Raw genomic sequence first — 16992 nt, forward strand, 5'->3', positions numbered from 1 at the left:
GGGGCGCGGGGGCGGCGGGGCGACGGCGGCCGGGCGGGCCCGCGCCCCGTACCGGCCCGTGGCCGTCTCACCTTTGTCACCGACCGGCAGTACGGTGTCCCCCATGCGCCCCGACACGCCTGCCGAAAACGTCGACCACACCGCCGAAGCCGACCGCCTGGAGCGGATCGCCGACCGGTACCCCGAGGACGCCGAGGCCCTGCTCCTGCGGGCCGCCGCCCACCGGGAGCTCTCCGGCGACCGCCCCGCCGCGACCGCCCTCTACGACCGCCTGCTGGCCTCCTCGCAGGAGCTGGACGACCCGTACCTGGTCCGGGCCCTCAAGGCGTCCAACCTCTGGGAGTACGGCCACGAGGCGGAGGCCCGCGCGATCATCACCGGCATCCGCACGGCGGCCCCGCGCGACCCCGCCCCCTGGGTGATCGTCGCGGAGTCCCTGGAGGCCCACGACGAGCTGGAACAGGCGCACGAGACGTTCACCGAGGCGGTGCACCTCCTGCTGGCCGGCGTCGAGAAGCCCCCGCGCGCCGCCCATCCGCTCCTCTTCGGCCGCCACCGGGTGCGCAGGATGCTCGGCGCGGCGCACGACGAGTGGGACGCCCTGGCGGACACCGTCCACACCCTCCCGATCGGCCTGGACGAACTCCACGACCCCAAGCGGGTGTGGTCGCTGGGCTCGGAGAACCCGGTGGAGCTGGAGGCGGAGATCGTCCGCCTGCGCGCCGAGCTGGGCGCGTACCGGGAGGCGTTGTCCCGCCCGTTCCCGGTGGCGGTGCTGCACTGGCCGGCCGGTGAACTGGCGGAGCTGCTGGCGGCGTACCCGGCGCTCGCGCGGGAGTACCCCTCGCACGGGGAGCACCTGGCCTCGATAGAGACGGCCCTGCGCGAGCTGGCCGTCTCCGGCACCGGGAACCTGGGCATCGTCACGGGCACGGTCCCGTCGTACGAGGCCTTCGCCGCCTCCGAGTCCGCCTCCCCCGCCGACCCGGCGCTGCTGCCCCAGTACGCCACGACGCTGGCGGCCCGCGGCCGTGCGGTGGCCTGGCCCCCGGAGCGGTCGGCGGCGTGCTGGTGCGGTGCGGGCCGGCCCTACGGGGAGTGCCACGGCGCCGACGCGTGACGCCCCGGGGCACGGGCGTGCGGATCAGGCCGTGGCCCGGCCGCCGACGGTCACCCGCTCGCCCGGGGCGCACCGCACCAGGCGCGCCCCGTGGCCCCGGCGCTCCGCCTCCGCGAGGAAGTCCCCCAGCGGGGAGCGGAAGACCGTGTAGTCGCTGTGGTGCACGGGCAGCGCCCGTCGCGGGCGCAGCAGGTCGAGCAGGTCGGCGCCCTGCCCGGCGTCCATGGTGACCACCAGGCCGCCCGGCAGGGTCGTGCCGCCGAGGTGCAGGACGGCCAGGTGGATGTCCGGGTGACGCACGGCGATCTCGCGCAGCCCGTCGTACATCAGGGTGTCGCCGGAGAGGTAGAGGACCAGCCGGATCTCCCCCGAGCGGTCGCCGAACTCCAGCAGGCTGCCCATCACGGGCGGCAGCAGGGCCCGCAGCGGGCCGGGCGCGTGACGGCCGGGCAGCGAGGTGACGCGCACGGAGGAGTCCCCGCGCCGCAGGGTGTGGCTCTGCCAGGTGCGCAGGCCGGTGGCGCGCCGGAAGCCGTGCAGGCCCTTGAGCAGGCGGGCGGCGTGCGGGGTGGTGACGAACGGCAGCCCCCGGTCCAGCCCGCGCCGGGCCACCCGGTCGAAGTGGTCGCCGTGCAGGTGCGACAGCACGACGGCGTCCAGGTCCGCGTGGGGCAGCTCCGTCACGTCCAGGGCGGGCTCGGTCAGCCGGCGCGAGCGGAGCCCGTAGCCGAGGTGGGCGAACTGCCCCCGGTGCAGGAAGTTCGGGTCGGTCAGCAGCGTCAGCTCCCCGTAGCGGATCAGCAGGGTGGCGTTGCCGATGAAGAGGACCTCCGCGGTGCCCTCGGGCGGATTCTGCCGCACGGCCGACTCCCTCCGTCGTTCACGGGTCCCCCGCGTCCGAGTGCGCAGCGGCAACGGATCCACACCCGCGGCCCGCCCCTCGCCGAGTTCGCGCTCCGTCGGCGACCGTGGTTCCCCTGTTCGCCGCGGCCGGACGACTCGTCATGAGACGGTGTCCGCCGCGCGAGTCGCCGGCGGACACCGGAATACGAGCTTCGTGAATCGCCCCCCTACAGGTGCCGGAAATATTGAACGCGGAACACCTGAAGGGGCAACAACCTTGGTGTGCCTCTCCATTGTCCGGCACCCGGAAGCGGCGTAACGTGGATACGGCAGTGACCCAGATGCCTCCCGGCGCCACTCGACTGCGAGTGAGCGAAGCAGATACAGGGGCATCCCACCCCTTCGGATCTCGCCCTCCATTCAGCAGGTTTCGCCGAATGACGCCCACCGCGTCCAGAGGCGGCGGTCGAGACAGAAAGAGCTCATCATCCGCCTGGAACCACGAGCGGACGAGGGAAGGGAGTGAGTGATCATGGCACTGCAAGTGCACTTCGCGATACTGCACTGCTACGAGACCGAGGACAGCGGCGAGGACGAGTGCGTCCTCCGGTGGAACGGCCACGAGTTCTGGAGCGGCCAGATGAAGGGCGGAAGGGACAGGAACACGGATTCGTTCCAGCTCTTCCCCAATTCACCCACGGGCATCGTCTCGCTGACCGACCAGGACTCGCCGGATGAAGACGACCACCTGGGGGCCCACGCGATCAGGAGGGACGAACTCGGTCAGGGGTGGCACCGGGCGTGGTTCCAGTCCGATGAGGCGAATTACCACCTGGACTACGAAGTGTTCCAGGGGTAAAAGGAGCGCCGTCCTTTTCCGATCTGCCGAACCGCAACGAGAGGGCTCGCCGAGAGCCCTCTCGGCCGCGAGAGGGGAAACATCCCCCAGGCGCGGAACCCTATCGACCCCCACCCGCGTTCCCGTGTCGAAGAACGAGGTCGCGGCACCGTTCCGCCGGTGGAGAGGTCCCGCAGGAGGGGCGCTTGCACACCGCCGCGTCCGAGCGCCGTTCCGCCCGGAGGGGCCGTGTGAGGTGACCGGGAACCTCACCGACCGGCTTCAGCCGTGGACCGACAGGCCGGCCTGCGGACACCGGGAAGAATCACGCAGAGGACCGTAGCGGCGGGGCGGACGCACGGCCCGTCCGCCGGCCGGCCCTCCCGGTCCCCGGAGAACCCACCGGGGACCGGAGCCCGGGGACCGCGACACGAGGCCCCCTCCCCTCCCCCTCAGCCCGGCCGGCCGTGGGAGCCCGCCTCGAGGGTCGCGCGGAGGGCGGCCAGGGTCGAGGCGACGCGGGTCAGGTCGCCGGGGGGAACCGCCCCGGTCAGCGCGAGGAGCTCGCTCTCGACGACGGGCCGGGACGCGGCCAGCTGCTCCTCGCCCTCGGAGGTGAGGCGCAGGACGGACGAGCGACGGTCCTGGGGGTGCGCGACCCGCAGGCACCAGCCCGCGGCCACCAGCCGGTCGACCGCCTTGCTGACGGCCCCCACGGTGATCGCCAGTTCGCCGACGAGGTCGAGCACACGGCACCCCGGCACCCGGTCGATGACCTCCAGGAACTCGAACTGCCCCAGCCCCAGCCCCCGTTCGGCGCGCAGCCGGGCGTTGACCGCGTTGTAGAGCCGGGTCTCGACGCGGACGAGGTCGGCGAAGATCGAAGTGATGTGACTCACGCTAGCCTCCAATGGATTCCCGGGAATCATCTTCCTCGGAATCCTGTTGGGGTCGGGCAGATGGATTCCCAGGAATCCATCCTCGCACCCGACCCGTGGAGGCCCGCATGTCCCGCCAGCAGCGCAAAGCCCTGGACGTCGTACTCCGTTCCCTCTCCCGCAGCGAGAAGCAGCTCACCCCCGAGGAGCAGCGCAGCGATTTCGACGCGGCCATCACCCGCCCCGCGCCGGAGGACGTGGTCACCCGCAGGACCGTCCTGGGCGGACGGCCGGCCCTGGAGCTGCAGCCGGCCGGAGCCTCCGGCCGCGGACGGCTGCTCTACCTGCACGGCGGCGGCTACGTCATCGGCTCACCGGACACCCACGCGGGACTGGTCGGTGAACTGGCCCGCCGCGCCGGGCTGCGAGCACTGTCGGTGGACTACCGGCTGGCGCCCGAGCACCCCTTCCCCGCGGCCGTCGACGACGGGCTCGCGGCCTACCGCGAGCTGCTGGCGGCGGGTACCGACCCGCGGGACCTCGTCCTGGCCGGCGACTCCGCCGGTGGCGGCCTGAGCATCGCCACGCTGCTCGCGGCCCGGGAGGCCGGACTGCCGCAACCGGCCGCCGTGGTCGTCCTCTCCCCCTGGACCGACCTCACCCTCGCCGGGGAGAGCATCCGGTCCAAGGAGGACGCCGACCCCATCTTCACCGCGGACGACGTGCGCGCCTACGCCGATCTCTACGTCGGCGCGGGCGACCGGGCGCACCCCCTGGCCAGCCCGGTCTTCGCCGACCTCACCGGACTGCCCCCGCTCCTGGTGCAGGTCGGGGCGAACGAGATACTGCTCGACGACGCGGTCCGGCTGGCCGCCCGCGCGGGCGCCGACGACGTGGAGGTCACGCTCGAGGTCGGCCCCGGCCTCCCCCACGTCTTCCAGCACCACTACGGTCGCCTCGACGAGGCGGACGCCGCACTCGACCGCGCCGCCCGCTTCCTCACCGCCCACCTGGCCGCCGACCGTCCCGAACCGGTCCACTGAATCCGGTCCCGACGGCCTCCAGGTGATGTCGGCGGCGGCGCTCCTGCGGGCGGCGCCGCCGACATCGCGATTCCCTTCCCGTGCCCGCGCGATCTTCCACCGGCCCGACTCGGCGGATCGCGGAAGGTGCCGGCCAGGGAAATCCTTCCGCGGACAGGGATTCCTGTGACTCGGGATGCTTCGGACGGTTCGGCGCGGTTCTATCCTTCCGGGGTGATCGGACGAGGAAGGCATGAAAGCCGTCCAGCGACTTGAGTCACAGACTTCAGCGAGACACCGCACATCCCTCGAACCGCTCCATAGCACCAGTCAGACCGCAGGGACCGGTACCGGTGAGCCCCGGCAGGGAACACCGTCACCGAACCCCGGTCCGGCCCCCACATCGCCAGGAGCTCACTGATCACCATGAACAGGACCGCGCGGCCGTTGCTTGTGTGCCTCCTGGCGGTGCTGCTCACCGCATGCGACGCCTTCGACGCCCCGAGCCCGAGCAGCTCACACCCATGCCTGACAACGTCCCCGAGACACCCGAGTACCGGACGGCGGACGAGGTGGTCACGGCGCTGAAGCAGGGAGGCGTCGACTGCGCGGTGCTGCGGCGCAGGGCCGGCGGTATGGACTGCAAGGCCCGGATCGACGGCGCGTGGGTGGAGAACGAGATCCAGGTGCTGGATCCCGAGGAGTTCAGCCGGAACGAGGTCGGGGACTCGATCGCCAGTTGGCGTACCAGCGGCAACACCCTGGTAGCAGCTGGCAATTGTTCCATCCGCGCCCTACCGAACGGCACACCCGCCTATTCCCAGGAGATCGCCGAGGCCGTCGACGCGGTCGTCCTCCCCCCCTGTGCTATCTGCCCTCCATCCCCAAGACGCCCAGGTACGAGAGCGCCGACGCCCTCGCCGACGTGTTGGACGAGTCCGTCGGCTACACCCAACGGAAGAAGTCCTCGGGCGAGTTGTCGTGCAGCACGAAGGCGGTCGAGACGCGTCCCTGCGACGCATCAGGCGACGGACGTGACGCCGGGCTGAGCCTCCATGCCAGTGCCGCAGCCCGCGACGACCACCTCCGGCTGCTCCTCAGCGACGACTACACGCCCCACCACCTCGTCACCGCCGGCAACTGGACGATCCAGTTCTGCGACACCGCCACAGGGCAGAAAGCCGCCCGACAGCTGGGAGGAGCTCTGGTGGAGCACACGCCGGGCAAGCGGTGACGACACCCGCCATGGGCGTTGGGACGACGCTGTTCTCTCAGGATTCGCGCTCGCACACAGGCAGGACGTCGCGGGACGATCGTCCCTTGGTGCGGTTCCGTACGATCGACTCGACCAGGGCGGAAACTGCGATCATCGACCGTGACGACGCACGTGCGTGAGGCCTGACGACAGTGAACAGCATGACCCCTTCCTCTCCCAGCGTCTCGGCCCGCATGAGCAGGCAGGCGAGCAAGAACACGGGGGCCGAGCTGGCCGTACGGCGGTTGCTGCACGCGGCCGGGCTGCGCTATCGCGTGGAGTACCCCGTGCCGGGCATGGCGCGGCGTCGTATCGATGTGGCGTTCACCCGTGCCAAGGTGGCCGTCCTGATTGACGGGTGCTTCTGGCACGGGTGCCCCCAGCACGCCACGCACCCGAAGTCCAACGCTGAGTGGTGGCGCAGGAAGCTGGACCGCAACATGGCTCGCGACCTAGAGACGACGGAACATCTGACCGCGGCGGGATGGACGGTGTTGCGGTTCTGGGAGCATGAGGATCCGGAAGAGGTGGCTTCTCGGGTGAAGGCGGCCGTAGAACGGCGTCTGGGATGACGAAAGGGAGTTCTTCGAGTTGCTCCCGCCGAAGATCAACATGCCGCCGGCGGCCCTCCGCGCCAGAGACGTACGCGGTAGCCGGGAAGGGCGCGGGACGTAAGGCTCTGGAAGAGGCCAAAAGTTCATCGGACGGCTCATGGCGGGCGATCCTGGGGTGGACTTGACACTGCTAGATCCTCACCTCAGGGTCACGTACCTCAATTCGTTAACTTCCCTCCTAGGTGACCCAGTTGTCCGATAGTGTGATCACCGCCCAGTCGCCGTCTCCCGCATTCGGGAGCTGACATGTGTCGCCGTCACCCCCACTGGGGTGCTGACACAAAAGGAGACACCTTGCCCAGCAAGGACTACAGCTATGACATCCCGGACCACTCGATCGAGTACATCAAGGTGGACCCGAGGATCATCAAGTTCGACCCCCGCGCGCAGCGCAACCTCAACAAGGCTCGTGCGGCGGCCATCGCCGAGAAGCTGGTCCCCACTGCTCTCGGAACGCCGATCCTCTCGCAGCGTGATGACGACCTGTACGCGGTGGACGGCATGCACCGCGTCTATGCATGCCAGCTCATCCTGACTGGCAAGGTCTCGGCCTCTGAGGAGGTTCGCGAGGCTGTCCAGGCCATCACCTGCGAGGTCCACTCCGGCCTCTCGATGGCCAATGAAGCGTCGCTGTTCATCATCAAGAACAAGGAGTCTTCGAAGGTCGGCCCGAATGACGAGTTCAGGATCGGCGTGCTGGCTGGGCACCCCCTCTTCCAGGACACCAACACCGTCCTGGAGAAGCACCAACTCAAGGTTGGTAGCAGCAGTGTCAACGGCGTGCGCGGCATCAAGGGGATCCTTAGCGTTGTCATGGAGCATGGCCCCGGAATCCTGGACCTGTCACTCACCATTGCCGAGGACGCCTGGGGCCGCACCCCCGACACCTGGCACTCCGTCACTATCGGAGGCATCGCCACGGTGATGTCCAAGCACTCCGATGTGGTGAACCCACAGGAATTGGCGCAGAAGCTCAAGCGCCAGGGTGATCCCACTTCCTTCAGGGCCAAGATCCAGACCATCGCTACCAACAACAACACCCGCCACGACGGCACCAAGGGACGCCTTAAGGCGGCTCACTTGGCGGTCGCCTCCGCTTGGAACGCTAACCGTCGCGTCAACCGCATCCCCGTCCCGAACATCTTCGAATAACTCCGAAGCTCGCGGTGCCTCGCCCCACTTACTGCGGCGCGAGGCACCGCGCCCGCTTCCACTAGAGTGTTGTCCCATGAGTGATCTACGGGACAACGTTTACGAGCTCGTGCACGGTAGGCGGTGAGGCGTCGAGAATCGCGGCGGGGCTCGGCGTTCACATCTGCCGTGCCGAGGCCAGGTCCGCGGTCTGCTGGTGGGACAGCAGGCCAGCGATGGCCTGGACGGTGTGACTCATGTGCTCGCGGCGGCCGAGGTGGCGAGTCAAAGCACGCCAGTTCTTCAAGTGAGCAATACCGTGCTCGACGCGGATCCGCCTCGAGGAGTGCGCCTTGCGCTGGCGCTCGTGCATCTCCTCGTACCAGTCGGGGGCGTTCTTCTTGAACTTGCGGTGTGGTGGTGTGATCACCCGGCCGCCGGTCTGCGCGCCCAGGCCCTGGTAGCCGGCGTCGGCGAGGATCTCCACCGCGGGTCCGTCGGCCAGGAGCTTGACCAGCCCGAGCTGGCGGGCGTGAGTGATGTCCGCGCAGCTTCCGGGCCTGGTCGGGCTGCAGAACAGCACCCGCCCGTCGCCGTCCGTGATGACCATGGTCTTGACGGCGTTCTGCTTGTTCTTGCCGGAGATGAACCTGTCCCGGTCCTTGCGCCCGGCGGCCGGCCGGCGGACCCGGATCTCGGTGCCGTCGATGATCCCGGTCTTCCCGTCGGCACCGAGGTGGTCGATGACCTCGGCCAGGGTCCGCAGCCGCAGACCCGGGCTGACGGTGCACCCTCGCTCGGCGAGCAGTGGTCGTACCTCGCCGATTGCGCGGGTGATGGTGGAGCGGTCGACCCCGAACCAGCAGGCGAGCACGTCGTGCGTGGTCGCATGTCGGAGGTGCACGAGCGTGGCCAGGAGCCGGTCGACGAACACCAACCGGTGCTTCGCACCCGCGCCCACAGCGCGCTTCCGCAGCCGGGACGCAAGCTTGGCCTGGTGCCGTTCATGCCACAACGGGCCCAGTTCAGCCACGAGTTCGGCGATCACGTCGGCCGACAGGCCCGTGATCCTCCGGTCGCTGATGATCGCTGCACGAGATGCGTTCCCCACCACACGACCATGATCGACGATCAGAAGATCGACGCCTCATCGTCTACCGTGCACGAGCTCGTTAGGCCGCATCAGCCTCGGCCTCGTAGTGCATCTGCGCCCGGTCCAGCACGTCGTCCGGGTCCAGGCCCCGCGCGGACGTCCAGTGCAGCAGGTCGGCGATCAGCTCGACCGCTGACTCCTCCAGGACCGCTTCGCACCGTCCGTGCAGGACGGACCCGCCGCGCTCCCGGTAGCTCTCCAGCGCGTCGATGGCCCGTTCCATGCGCAGACACACGGCCTCCGAGCCCAGCTCGATCTCGCACCACACGGCTTTACCCAGCGCCGTGACGGCGGTCCCCCAGTCCACGGCCATGGCGGCGAGCATGTGCAGGCCGCGGCCGCACTCCGCGTCGCAATCGGCGGTGCGCAGCGAGGGCAGCGAGCTGCTCTTGTCGTGCATCTCGACGCGCAGACGCTCGCGCTTCCACTCCAGGATCAGGGTCGCCGGCGAGCCTTCGCCCACGTGCTTGATGACGTTCGTCGCCAGCTCGGTCACCACGAGCTGCGTCGCATCGCTGGCGGTCGGCACGCCCCATTGGTAGAGCTGTATGGCGGCGGCCCGCCGCAGCAGACGCACTTCCGCCGGCAGCGCCTCGAAGGGCAGGACACAGCGGCGCTGACGGTCCTTGGTGTCGGTCCCGGGCATAAGCGGTTCTCCCTCCCGTGCCACGCACGTGCTGCGCCCGCCGTGTCCGAACGGCTGCAATGCGTAGCGGTCCGTCACCGAGAATGACACAGAGAAGTCTCCCCATGTAACTTCTCACGAGCCTCGATCGAGTGAACCGCATAGTGAGCCGGCTGCCGCGCTACCTAGCCTGTTCACACCCCGAGCGCCTGCCCGGGTGAGCGCTTGAGGAGTTCCATGTCCGTGCGGACCACCACACGCCGTCGCCAACTCGGTTCGATGCTGCGCAAGTTGCGCGCCCGCAAAGGGCTGACCCTGGAGGAGGCCGGCGGACTGGTCGGCGTATCGAAGGCGACGGTCAGCCGGTACGAGACGCAGGCGGGACCGGTGAAGTGGATCGTCGTGGACGCCCTGTGCCGTGAGTACGGAGCCACGGACGCCGAGCGGGAAGCCGTGGTGCGCCTGGCGAAGGACGCCAAGCAGCAGGGGTGGTGGAGCTCGTTCGCCGACTCCATCCCGGAGAGCATGAACCTCCTGCTCACCCTTGAGGACGAGGCTGTACGCGAGGACCACTTCTCATGCGTCTACGTCCCCGGCCTTCTCCAGACCCGCGCCTACAGCACCGCTCTGCAGAAGGCCAACGAGATCCCCCTGGAACCAGCCGAGATCGAGCGGTTGGTGGACATCCGCATGAAGCGCCAGGAGATCCTCACCCGGCCGAAGCCGTTCCGGCTGTGGGCCATCCTCGACGAGTCCGTGATCCGCCGGGTCGTGGGCTCGCCAGAGATCATGAAGGAACAGCTCGGGCGGCTCCTCGAAGTCAACGAGTCACCGCACATCACACTGCAAGTGCTGCCCTTCTCCAACGGGGCCCATGGTGCCGCTCTTGGCAGCTTTGTGATCATCGGCGGTACGGAGTCAGCCCTTGACGTGGTCTACGTCGACTTCCACACCGGCTCCCTCTTCCTGGAGAAGGACGAGGAGTTGGAGCGATACAGACTTGCGTTCGAGTACCTTCGCGCACAAGCGTTGGACATGGAGGCTTCCTCCGCCTTGATCCATCGCGCACGCAAGGAGCTGTAGATGCCCGCCCGTTCTCCCGCCCCTCATGGGCTGGTCTGGTTCAAGTCGTCTTACAGCGGCGCGAACACAACCGAATGCGTGGAGTGCGCGTACGTCACGCACGGGGTGCTCATACGTGACTCCAAGGACGCGGACGGCTCTGTTGTTGCTGTCGGCGCTGGTGCATGGGAGAGCTTCGTAGGTGGATTGAGGCAGGAGCAACCGGCCGCGCTCACGTGACAACCCCGGGTCACTTACTGATCAGTTCAGAATGAGCTTGGTGTAGGGCTTGGCTGTGGGCGGGGCCGACAACAGACCTCTGCGAGTGTCGGATGATCTGTGGAACATGTCGCCCCGCTGCTCCCTCCTCGTCCGCCGCGGCGTCGGCGGTATCCAGGTCGGCTGCAGTGGGGTGACGTGCTGGCGTCTGCGGGGCCGGGCCGAAACGATCGGCGGGCCGCGAGAACGCCATGGCCCACCTCTTCCGGAGACTGTGATCTACCTCATCCCTGTGAACCGCATGCGCGCGGTGACGGTCTTACGACCGGATTCCTCCGAGGAATGACAGCTGGACGCGGCGACCGTGGCCGCGCTTCCACAGGCAGCAACGGGAAAGAGGCAGGCATGAAGCTGACAGTCAAGACCGCGGTATTGGGAGCAGTCCTCGCCTCCACCGCCGTACTGGCGGCTCCGGGAGCCGCATCGGCCAACCCCGCCAAGGAAGGGATCGTGAGCAGCTGTCGGGAAGGTATGGTCTGCTTCTTCGACGGCCACAACCTCACCGGGGACATCGTGCAGCTCTATCCGGTGAACACCCCCTACATCGGCTCAGTGTGGAACGACCGGGCCAGCTCGGTGTGGAACCGCAGTGGCGATGAACTCTGCATCTGGACCGATGCCGGCTACAACGGCATCTTCTTCCCCATCGCGCCGGGTGCGACACAGGAACTTATGTTCCTCTACGACAACGCGGTGTCCAGCTTCTCGATCAATCAGTGCGGAGGCTGAACCGGCCGGTTGACCGAACCCGCCGTCCGCCCGCGCTTCGCGGGAGGACGGCGGGATGCGGCCAGGCGACGTCCCGTGAGACACCGTGGGCGCATGCGCCGGCCACCGCACGGAGCCCCACGCGTCGGTGTCGACCGCGAGGACGGCCTCGATGAAGGCCTGCGGCGGGCGGTAGCCGTGGGCGGTGACGTAGTGCGTGACGAGGAACGGGGCGGCGTAGGCGGTGCCGGGGTCGCCCGGGATGCGGAGCTCCCCGTTGCCCTCCGGGGCCGGCTCGTCCCCCGCCGGGCACAGGTCGCACTCGTGCACGCCCAGGCAGACGTTCATCCACTGGACCCGCTGGACGGCCTTCAGCTTCTCCACGAACCCGTCGGGGACCGACCCCGTCGCGTACGGCTTGCCGGCCTCCAGCCAGCCGACGTTCAGACGGGTGTACGCGGGGCGGTACCAGAGCCCGTAGAAGCCGGACTCCAGGTCCGTGAAGGTGTCGTCGTCCAGGTGGTCGTACGCGCTGAGGTCCTCGTGGAACACCCGCCCATCATCGCCCGCGCCGCCCGGCGGTACGCGGGAAGGCGGGTGCGCTGCTCGCCGGTTCGGGAGCAGCCGGAGCCGCCTCCCCGGGGGCTCGGGTCCAGGCTCGTCGGGACGGCCATGACGGCCGGCCGCCTCCTCCTCGGAGTCGTTCCTCGATGGGATTCCCGCCCCCTGGCTTCGTCCACGAGGACGCACGGGCAGCAGTCGCACACCGGTCTGGGGAGGCGGTCGGCGCCCGCGTGCGAATCGAAAGGTCCTCGGTTTCCGACAGCACGGAGGTGCAGCGGTTGCCCTCAGGGGTGCCGGGTCACGGCGGCCTGCGGCTGTCTAGGGTCACCTGCATGTCGAGGACCACACCGCCGCGCCCGCTCGATGTCGAGGCGCTGTTCCCGGAGCTGTCGGCCTACCGGGGCACCACCACCCGGCTCCATCCGCGTCCGGGCCGACCGGACGTGGCGGACAGCTCCGTGGGCGGTCCGCTGCTGTGGCCGACGAACGACCCCTGGCCGGTATGCACCGAGCCCCACGACCACGTACGCGGCCGTCGCCCGGCGGACATCCGCCGGCAGCGGCAGATCCTGGCTTCCGTACGGCTCCGTGAACCGAACTCCGGTCTCACGCAGGAGGAACGGCAGCTGCTGGAGCAGCTGAGCCAGGAACACCACGTCCAAGAGGTCGCCGCGACCGCTCCCCTCCCCCTGATCGGCCTCGCGCAGCTCTACCGGAGAGACGTCCCCGACCTGCCGGCCGGGCCGGAGGGCTGTGATCTGCTCCAGGTGTTCTGGTGCCCCTTCGACGCGCACGGCCCGACCCGCCACGGGATGCTGCTGGACCTGCGCTGGCGCCGGTCGTGGGAGGTCACCGAGGTGCTGACCTCACCACCGCGGCCTCACGTCGTCGGTTTCGAGGGGTACGTGCCCGAACCGTGTGTGCTGCACCCGGAGCAAGTGGTCACCTACCCGTTCGCCGGCCTCCTCCCGGAGGACCTGTGCGACCGGATCGACGCCTGGGAAGAAGCGCTGGAGGAGGCCGCGGAGTCGGCGGGCGAGGACGCCACGGCGGTGGTCGGTTACCAGTACGACCTGTCCATTCCACCGGGCTGGCGCGTCGGCGGTTTCGCCTCCTGGCACACCACCGACCCGTCCCCCGTGAACTGCCGGACCTGCTCGGCACCGATGCACCTGCTGCTGACCGTCGACAGCTCGGAATGGGACGGCGGCAGCGGCAGCTGGAGACCACTGGAGGAACGGGACCTCCCCACCCACCGGTCCGCTACGCCGACCGGGGTCACCGTGGGCCGCTGGGGCGAACTCAACATCTTCGCCTGCCCCGAGCAACCCGCTCATCCGCACCGCTGGAGCGTCCAGTAGGCCGCTCGGTCATGACCAGTGAGCTGCCGCCAACTTGAAGGGCCAGGTCAAAGGGCTGGTGTGCTCGGTCCTCGGGGTATTCGTGCTGGTTGTGGGCGCGAGCATCACCGTCCGGCCGCCCACCTGCCCGGGCGTCGGCCCGGCGGAGGCGCGCTCCTCGGCGAGCTGCCCGGTCATCCGTTCAAGGACACGTTCGGCAACAGCGGGTTCGTCCCGCTCGGACCGCGCTTCCGCCGGCTGTCTGGCTGGCTGTTCTTCGGGTTCGTCCAGTTCCGCGCGCCGCGCGGTGGTCCGTTCCAGCAGCTCGGGATCCAGCATGCACCAGATCGTAGGAGGCCGTCCGACCGCAGAAGGCAGGAACCGGACGGACAGTTCCCGCCACACCTTCCACAGCGCCGTTGATCATTGGCCTACTCTGCCGTCGATCCGCTCGCGCAGGAGGTCGGCGTGGCCGCAGTGCCGCGCGTACTCGGTGATCTGCATGACCAGGATCTCGCGAAGTGTCGCCTCCCCGGTCTGCGTGCCGAGGTCGGCGAACCGGGCGATGAAACGGTCGGTCACCTCGCTCTCGGCCCGCCACTGCCGCCAGGCGTCCTCCACGATCGCGGGGTCGGCGATCGCCCCGTTCCAGTCCCCGTCACGGTCTTCAACGGTGCGGTAGATCCTGGGCGAGTCCTCGCCGGCCAGCCGGCGGAAGTGCCTTTCGTCCTCGGCCATGTGCCGCACCAGCCCGAGCAGGGACATCGTGGACGGCGGTACGGAGCGCCGGGCCATTTGTTCGGCGTCCAGGCCCACACACTTCATCTCGATGGTGAGCCGGAAGTGGCGCAGGCTTTCCAGCAGCGTGCCGCGTTCGTCGACCGTCTCGGCTTTGGTCTCGCGCGGGTCGTCATCCGGATCGACCCACATGTCGGGGTAGATGGTGGCAGGTGTCCACCGAGTCACCGCTACTTCGTTGTTGTGCTTGCGTGAGTCCATGGTCGCATCGTGATGCTCATCGACTTCGTCCACCACTGAATATCGCACCCGGGCCCGCCGGAGGCCGACCGCCCCGCCTCGCCTCCGCGGAGTTCAAGTCCATCAAGCCGAATGCATGCTGCCATTTCCCCTGATAGTCGCGAGTTGGTTGATCAACAACTGTTCTCCTCAGCCCGTCGAGAAACTCTGCGCAGGGACCAACACAGCCACGCTGACAAACGACCTACACCGCAGGCAGCCGCCCCCGGCCACCGCGAGCACCCCGGGGACCGGTCACACCAGTCTTTTGACCTGCGACTTCAAGTTGGCGGCAGCTCAGTGCACGTGCTGGGGGGAGTCCGTCCGCCCGGACCGCGCCATCCGAGTGGCGCGGCTGCGGCCGGCAGCCGGGTGCCCTCACTTCTCATGAGCATCGGACACGGCGCGGTCACCAACAAGGACTGCCGTCGTCCTCGCGCCAGGCGATGTCCGTGACGTACATGGGCATCGTGAAGTAGCTGCCGTTGTTGCTGGAGACGCACGCCGTCCCGGGCCCCTGCTCCTCGTGTCCGACGACGACGTACGTCATCGTGACGTCCCGGGACGTCCTGTTGTAGAAGATGTGGCCGGGAGCACTGCCCGACCATTCGCCCTCGGTCACCAGCGACGGCGGCATGTCCGTGTCGCCGTACCAGAACTCGGGCCAGACGCAGAACGTGCCCGTCTGACAGTTCCCGGGGGACCACGCCGACGCACTGGGCGCGGAGGCCATGACACCGAGGAAGGCCGCGGGTACCGCCGCGAGAGCCAGGGACTTCAGACGCATGAGGGGCTCCGATCTCAGGGGGTCACGCGCATGATCACAACAAGTATGTTGAATCGTCAAGCACTACTTTTCGGCCTTCCTCGGCCGGTGCGAAGCCGCCGCGCGTCATGCCGCCCCGGCGTCCGCCCGTCTCGTCGGCTCCGCCGCGGCGTCGTCCCGGTCCGGGCCGTGGGGCCACGGGCGCCCGGCGGCCTCGCGCATCAGGGGCCCGTCGTCGGGGCGTTGCGGCAGCACCCGTCGGCAGGCGGGGTTGCGGATTCGGGCGGGCGGTCGGCGCAGGGCCGGAAGTCCGTCCGCCCGGGGGGCCCGTGTCCGCGTCCGCGTACCTTGACCGGGGAAACCGATCCTGTCCGGGTGCTGTCCGGTTGAGCAGGGAGAGCGTTCTGTACCTCCTTCTGGTCCTCGCGCCGTTCCTGGCGCCGTTCGTGGTCCTGGGCGCCGCCGTGGAGCTCGTCCGGCGGGCCCGTGCCGGGCTGCCGGGGAGCGGCTGGCGCCGGCCCGGGGTCACGACGTGCGTGCTGGTGGCGGTCCTGGCCGGTGCGGCGGCGCTCGGCGCGCACGCGTGGGGCGTGATGTCGGGCTTCTACGTCCTGGATCCGGACCAGTTGTGCGCGGGGCGCGGCGCGCCGGGCGACCGCATCGTGACGCGGGAGACGCCGCCGGTCAGCGTGCGGTGCGTCACCCCGGACGGCCGGGGCACCGAGTTGGTGCCGGGCTGGGTGAATCCGGTGGTCTTCACGGGGCTGGCCCTGTGCGCGCTCGCCCTCGGGACGGGGGCCCTCACGGTGGTGCGCCGGGTCCTCCGCCGCTGAGGAGGCCGGGCCCCGGGACGACGTCACCGGCACCGGATCCTGTGCGTCGGCCGCGGTGAACCGCCTTCGTCCTCGGCGAAGGGGCGGGGCCGCAGCCGCCTTCGTGCGGTCGCCGACCTGATCCGCGTCGCCACGCGTCCTTGAACTCGGCTCAGGAGGGCGGGGCCCGTGCCGTGACCGGGATGGTCCGACGTGTCCGGAAGGCGGGCCGTGGGGCGGACTTCGCCGCGGACGGGCTGGTATGACTGGCGCATGCATGAAGAGACCGCGCAGTCCGCGATCGACACGTTCATCTCCGCGTTCAACGCCTCGGACGACAGCTATGTGACGGGGCTGCTCTCCCAGGCCTTGACCTCGGACGTCGTCTTCTGGGGGCCGTTGGGGCGCAGCGAGGGGATCGAGGCGGTCGAACGGTTCGTGCTGGACATCCGGCGCCACCCGGCGGGGACCGGCACGATGGTGCGCTGCTCGGCGGTGGACATGCCGGACGAGTGGGCCCGGTACCAGTGGGTCTTCACCACTCCGGACGGGGGCCCCCGCCTGGCCGGAACGGACGTCGTCCACCTGCGGCGGAGCCTCATCGACCAGGTCATCGTCTTCGCGGGGGAGATCGGGCCCTCCCCCTCCTGAGCCGTCCTCCGCCCGGCCCGCCTCCGCCCGGGACGCGGTCGTCGCCCCGTGCGGACGGCCGGGGTGTCCGCCCGTCCCGCTCTCATCCGCCCCTCGTGGCGTAGAGCAGTCCCAGGACCACCAGGGCCGTCCCGATCAGACGGAAGGCGAGCGCGTTCGACGTCTCGAACCGGCCGCCGGCCCGTCCGCCGAGCGTGTTCGCCACGCGCGGGCCCACGAGGGCCAGGGCCAGCCCGAACGAGGCGATGAGAACACCCACGACGATGGTCATGTCGGCATCTCCTGACTGTCGGTGGTGGGGGCCTCCCCGAAGG

At 69.5% G+C, this 16992-nt stretch carries 20 protein-coding genes and 1 pseudogene; 12 read left to right on the forward strand and 9 right to left on the reverse strand.

Annotated features, from left to right (window positions below):
• Positions 1–103: 103 nt before the first annotated feature.
• Complete coding sequence (locus tag ABTY20_RS17155; RefSeq protein WP_351997823.1) at positions 104–1120, forward strand: SEC-C domain-containing protein; 1017 nt, start codon at positions 104–106, stop codon at positions 1118–1120.
• A 24-nt stretch (positions 1121–1144) separates the two neighbouring features.
• Here ABTY20_RS17155 and ABTY20_RS17160 read toward each other — a convergent pair whose 3' ends face one another.
• A complete protein-coding gene (locus ABTY20_RS17160; protein ID WP_351997824.1) occupies positions 1145–1981 on the reverse strand; it encodes an MBL fold metallo-hydrolase in 837 nt (278 codons plus the stop codon).
• Positions 1982–2495: 514 nt separating this feature from the next.
• Here ABTY20_RS17160 and ABTY20_RS17165 point away from each other — a divergent pair.
• On the forward strand, positions 2496–2822 hold the full coding sequence (locus ABTY20_RS17165; RefSeq protein ID WP_351997825.1) for a hypothetical protein: 327 nt from the start codon (positions 2496–2498) through the stop codon (positions 2820–2822).
• 431 nt (positions 2823–3253) lie between these two features.
• Here ABTY20_RS17165 and ABTY20_RS17170 read toward each other — a convergent pair whose 3' ends face one another.
• Positions 3254–3700, reverse strand: a complete 447-nt coding sequence (locus ABTY20_RS17170) for a MarR family winged helix-turn-helix transcriptional regulator (RefSeq protein ID WP_351997826.1) — start codon at positions 3698–3700, stop codon at positions 3254–3256.
• A gap of 107 nt (positions 3701–3807) precedes the next feature.
• Here ABTY20_RS17170 and ABTY20_RS17175 point away from each other — a divergent pair, with 107 nt between their 5' ends.
• The 4 genes from ABTY20_RS17175 (at position 3808) to ABTY20_RS17190 (ending at position 7722) form a co-directional block, all read left to right on the forward strand.
• The gene (locus ABTY20_RS17175) at positions 3808–4722 is read left to right on the forward strand and encodes an alpha/beta hydrolase (protein ID WP_351997827.1); all 915 of its coding nucleotides are present in this window, start codon (positions 3808–3810) and stop codon (positions 4720–4722) included.
• Positions 4723–5626: 904 nt separating this feature from the next.
• Positions 5627–5935: a hypothetical protein gene (locus tag ABTY20_RS17180; protein ID WP_351997828.1), complete on the forward strand. Its 309-nt coding sequence runs from the start codon at positions 5627–5629 to the stop codon at positions 5933–5935.
• 215 nt (positions 5936–6150) lie between these two features.
• Positions 6151–6528 carry a very short patch repair endonuclease gene (locus tag ABTY20_RS17185; RefSeq protein WP_351997829.1) on the forward strand — a complete coding sequence of 126 codons (378 nt, stop codon included), beginning with the start codon at positions 6151–6153 and terminating at the stop codon, positions 6526–6528.
• A gap of 336 nt (positions 6529–6864) precedes the next feature.
• Positions 6865–7722: a DUF6551 family protein gene (locus ABTY20_RS17190; protein ID WP_351997830.1), complete on the forward strand. Its 858-nt coding sequence runs from the start codon at positions 6865–6867 to the stop codon at positions 7720–7722.
• 157 nt (positions 7723–7879) lie between these two features.
• Here ABTY20_RS17190 and ABTY20_RS17195 read toward each other — a convergent pair whose 3' ends face one another.
• The gene (locus ABTY20_RS17195; RefSeq protein ID WP_351997831.1) at positions 7880–8815 is read right to left on the reverse strand and encodes a transposase family protein; all 936 of its coding nucleotides are present in this window, start codon (positions 8813–8815) and stop codon (positions 7880–7882) included.
• A 58-nt stretch (positions 8816–8873) separates the two neighbouring features.
• Positions 8874–9500, reverse strand: coding sequence for an ATP-binding protein (locus ABTY20_RS17200; protein WP_351997832.1), 627 nt, complete (start codon positions 9498–9500; stop codon positions 8874–8876).
• Between the two features lie 216 nt (positions 9501–9716).
• On the opposite strand from ABTY20_RS17200, the gene ABTY20_RS17205 reads away from it, so the two are divergent.
• From ABTY20_RS17205 to ABTY20_RS17215, 3 genes are all read left to right on the forward strand, one after another.
• Positions 9717–10562, forward strand: a complete 846-nt coding sequence (locus tag ABTY20_RS17205) for a helix-turn-helix domain-containing protein (protein ID WP_351997833.1) — start codon at positions 9717–9719, stop codon at positions 10560–10562.
• Positions 10563–10781, forward strand: coding sequence for a DUF397 domain-containing protein (locus ABTY20_RS17210; RefSeq protein WP_351997834.1), 219 nt, complete (start codon positions 10563–10565; stop codon positions 10779–10781). It begins immediately after the preceding gene.
• Positions 10782–11165: 384 nt separating this feature from the next.
• A complete protein-coding gene (locus tag ABTY20_RS17215) occupies positions 11166–11549 on the forward strand; it encodes a peptidase inhibitor family I36 protein (RefSeq protein WP_351997835.1) in 384 nt (127 codons plus the stop codon).
• Positions 11550–11699: 150 nt separating this feature from the next.
• On the opposite strand, the pseudogene ABTY20_RS35370 reads toward ABTY20_RS17215, so the two are convergent.
• A pseudogene (locus ABTY20_RS35370) lies at positions 11700–12293 on the reverse strand (DUF7919 family protein); the annotation flags it as partial.
• A gap of 131 nt (positions 12294–12424) precedes the next feature.
• Here ABTY20_RS35370 and ABTY20_RS17220 point away from each other — a divergent pair.
• Entirely contained in the window at positions 12425–13453 is a 1029-nt protein-coding gene (locus ABTY20_RS17220; RefSeq protein WP_351997836.1) for a hypothetical protein, read from the forward strand.
• 9 nt (positions 13454–13462) lie between these two features.
• On the opposite strand, the gene ABTY20_RS17225 is transcribed toward ABTY20_RS17220, so the two are convergent.
• From ABTY20_RS17225 to ABTY20_RS17235, 3 genes are all read right to left on the reverse strand, one after another.
• Positions 13463–13771, reverse strand: coding sequence for a hypothetical protein (locus tag ABTY20_RS17225; RefSeq protein WP_351997837.1), 309 nt, complete (start codon positions 13769–13771; stop codon positions 13463–13465).
• An 84-nt stretch (positions 13772–13855) separates the two neighbouring features.
• Positions 13856–14431, reverse strand: coding sequence for a DinB family protein (locus ABTY20_RS17230; protein ID WP_351997838.1), 576 nt, complete (start codon positions 14429–14431; stop codon positions 13856–13858).
• A 427-nt stretch (positions 14432–14858) separates the two neighbouring features.
• Complete coding sequence (locus tag ABTY20_RS17235) at positions 14859–15236, reverse strand: hypothetical protein (RefSeq protein ID WP_351997839.1); 378 nt, start codon at positions 15234–15236, stop codon at positions 14859–14861.
• Between the two features lie 365 nt (positions 15237–15601).
• On the opposite strand from ABTY20_RS17235, the gene ABTY20_RS17240 reads away from it, so the two are divergent.
• Together ABTY20_RS17240 and ABTY20_RS17245 are read left to right on the forward strand one after the other, a co-directional pair.
• Entirely contained in the window at positions 15602–16048 is a 447-nt protein-coding gene (locus ABTY20_RS17240; RefSeq protein ID WP_351997840.1) for a hypothetical protein, read from the forward strand.
• A gap of 252 nt (positions 16049–16300) precedes the next feature.
• Positions 16301–16678, forward strand: a complete 378-nt coding sequence (locus ABTY20_RS17245; protein ID WP_351997841.1) for a nuclear transport factor 2 family protein — start codon at positions 16301–16303, stop codon at positions 16676–16678.
• Positions 16679–16760: 82 nt separating this feature from the next.
• On the opposite strand, the gene ABTY20_RS17250 is transcribed toward ABTY20_RS17245, so the two are convergent.
• Entirely contained in the window at positions 16761–16949 is a 189-nt protein-coding gene (locus tag ABTY20_RS17250; RefSeq protein ID WP_351997842.1) for a hypothetical protein, read from the reverse strand.
• Between the last annotated feature and the right edge of the window lie 43 nt (positions 16950–16992).

This window comes from Streptomyces sp. NPDC126497 (genome assembly GCF_040302425.1).
In the GTDB taxonomy this organism is placed as follows: Bacteria; Actinomycetota; Actinomycetes; order Streptomycetales; family Streptomycetaceae; genus Streptomyces.

What these genes read in the sequence shown, in the direction of transcription:
- ABTY20_RS17155 (WP_351997823.1), top strand. Translation starts at nt 104, where the DNA reads ATGCGCCCCGACACGCCTGCCGAAAACGTCGACCACACCGCCGAAGCC.
- ABTY20_RS17165 (WP_351997825.1), top strand. Translation starts at nt 2,496, where the DNA reads ATGGCACTGCAAGTGCACTTCGCGATACTGCACTGCTACGAGACCGAG.
- ABTY20_RS17175 (WP_351997827.1), top strand. Translation starts at nt 3,808, where the DNA reads ATGTCCCGCCAGCAGCGCAAAGCCCTGGACGTCGTACTCCGTTCCCTC.
- ABTY20_RS17185 (WP_351997829.1), top strand. Translation starts at nt 6,151, where the DNA reads ATGAGCAGGCAGGCGAGCAAGAACACGGGGGCCGAGCTGGCCGTACGG.
- ABTY20_RS17200 (WP_351997832.1), bottom strand. Translation starts at nt 9,500, where the DNA reads ATGCCCGGGACCGACACCAAGGACCGTCAGCGCCGCTGTGTCCTGCCC.
- ABTY20_RS17205 (WP_351997833.1), top strand. Translation starts at nt 9,717, where the DNA reads ATGTCCGTGCGGACCACCACACGCCGTCGCCAACTCGGTTCGATGCTG.
- ABTY20_RS17210 (WP_351997834.1), top strand. Translation starts at nt 10,563, where the DNA reads ATGCCCGCCCGTTCTCCCGCCCCTCATGGGCTGGTCTGGTTCAAGTCG.
- ABTY20_RS17215 (WP_351997835.1), top strand. Translation starts at nt 11,166, where the DNA reads ATGAAGCTGACAGTCAAGACCGCGGTATTGGGAGCAGTCCTCGCCTCC.
- ABTY20_RS17220 (WP_351997836.1), top strand. Translation starts at nt 12,425, where the DNA reads ATGTCGAGGACCACACCGCCGCGCCCGCTCGATGTCGAGGCGCTGTTC.
- ABTY20_RS17225 (WP_351997837.1), bottom strand. Translation starts at nt 13,771, where the DNA reads ATGCTGGATCCCGAGCTGCTGGAACGGACCACCGCGCGGCGCGCGGAA.
- ABTY20_RS17230 (WP_351997838.1), bottom strand. Translation starts at nt 14,431, where the DNA reads ATGGACTCACGCAAGCACAACAACGAAGTAGCGGTGACTCGGTGGACA.
- ABTY20_RS17235 (WP_351997839.1), bottom strand. Translation starts at nt 15,236, where the DNA reads ATGCGTCTGAAGTCCCTGGCTCTCGCGGCGGTACCCGCGGCCTTCCTC.
- ABTY20_RS17245 (WP_351997841.1), top strand. Translation starts at nt 16,301, where the DNA reads ATGCATGAAGAGACCGCGCAGTCCGCGATCGACACGTTCATCTCCGCG.
- ABTY20_RS17250 (WP_351997842.1), bottom strand. Translation starts at nt 16,949, where the DNA reads ATGACCATCGTCGTGGGTGTTCTCATCGCCTCGTTCGGGCTGGCCCTG.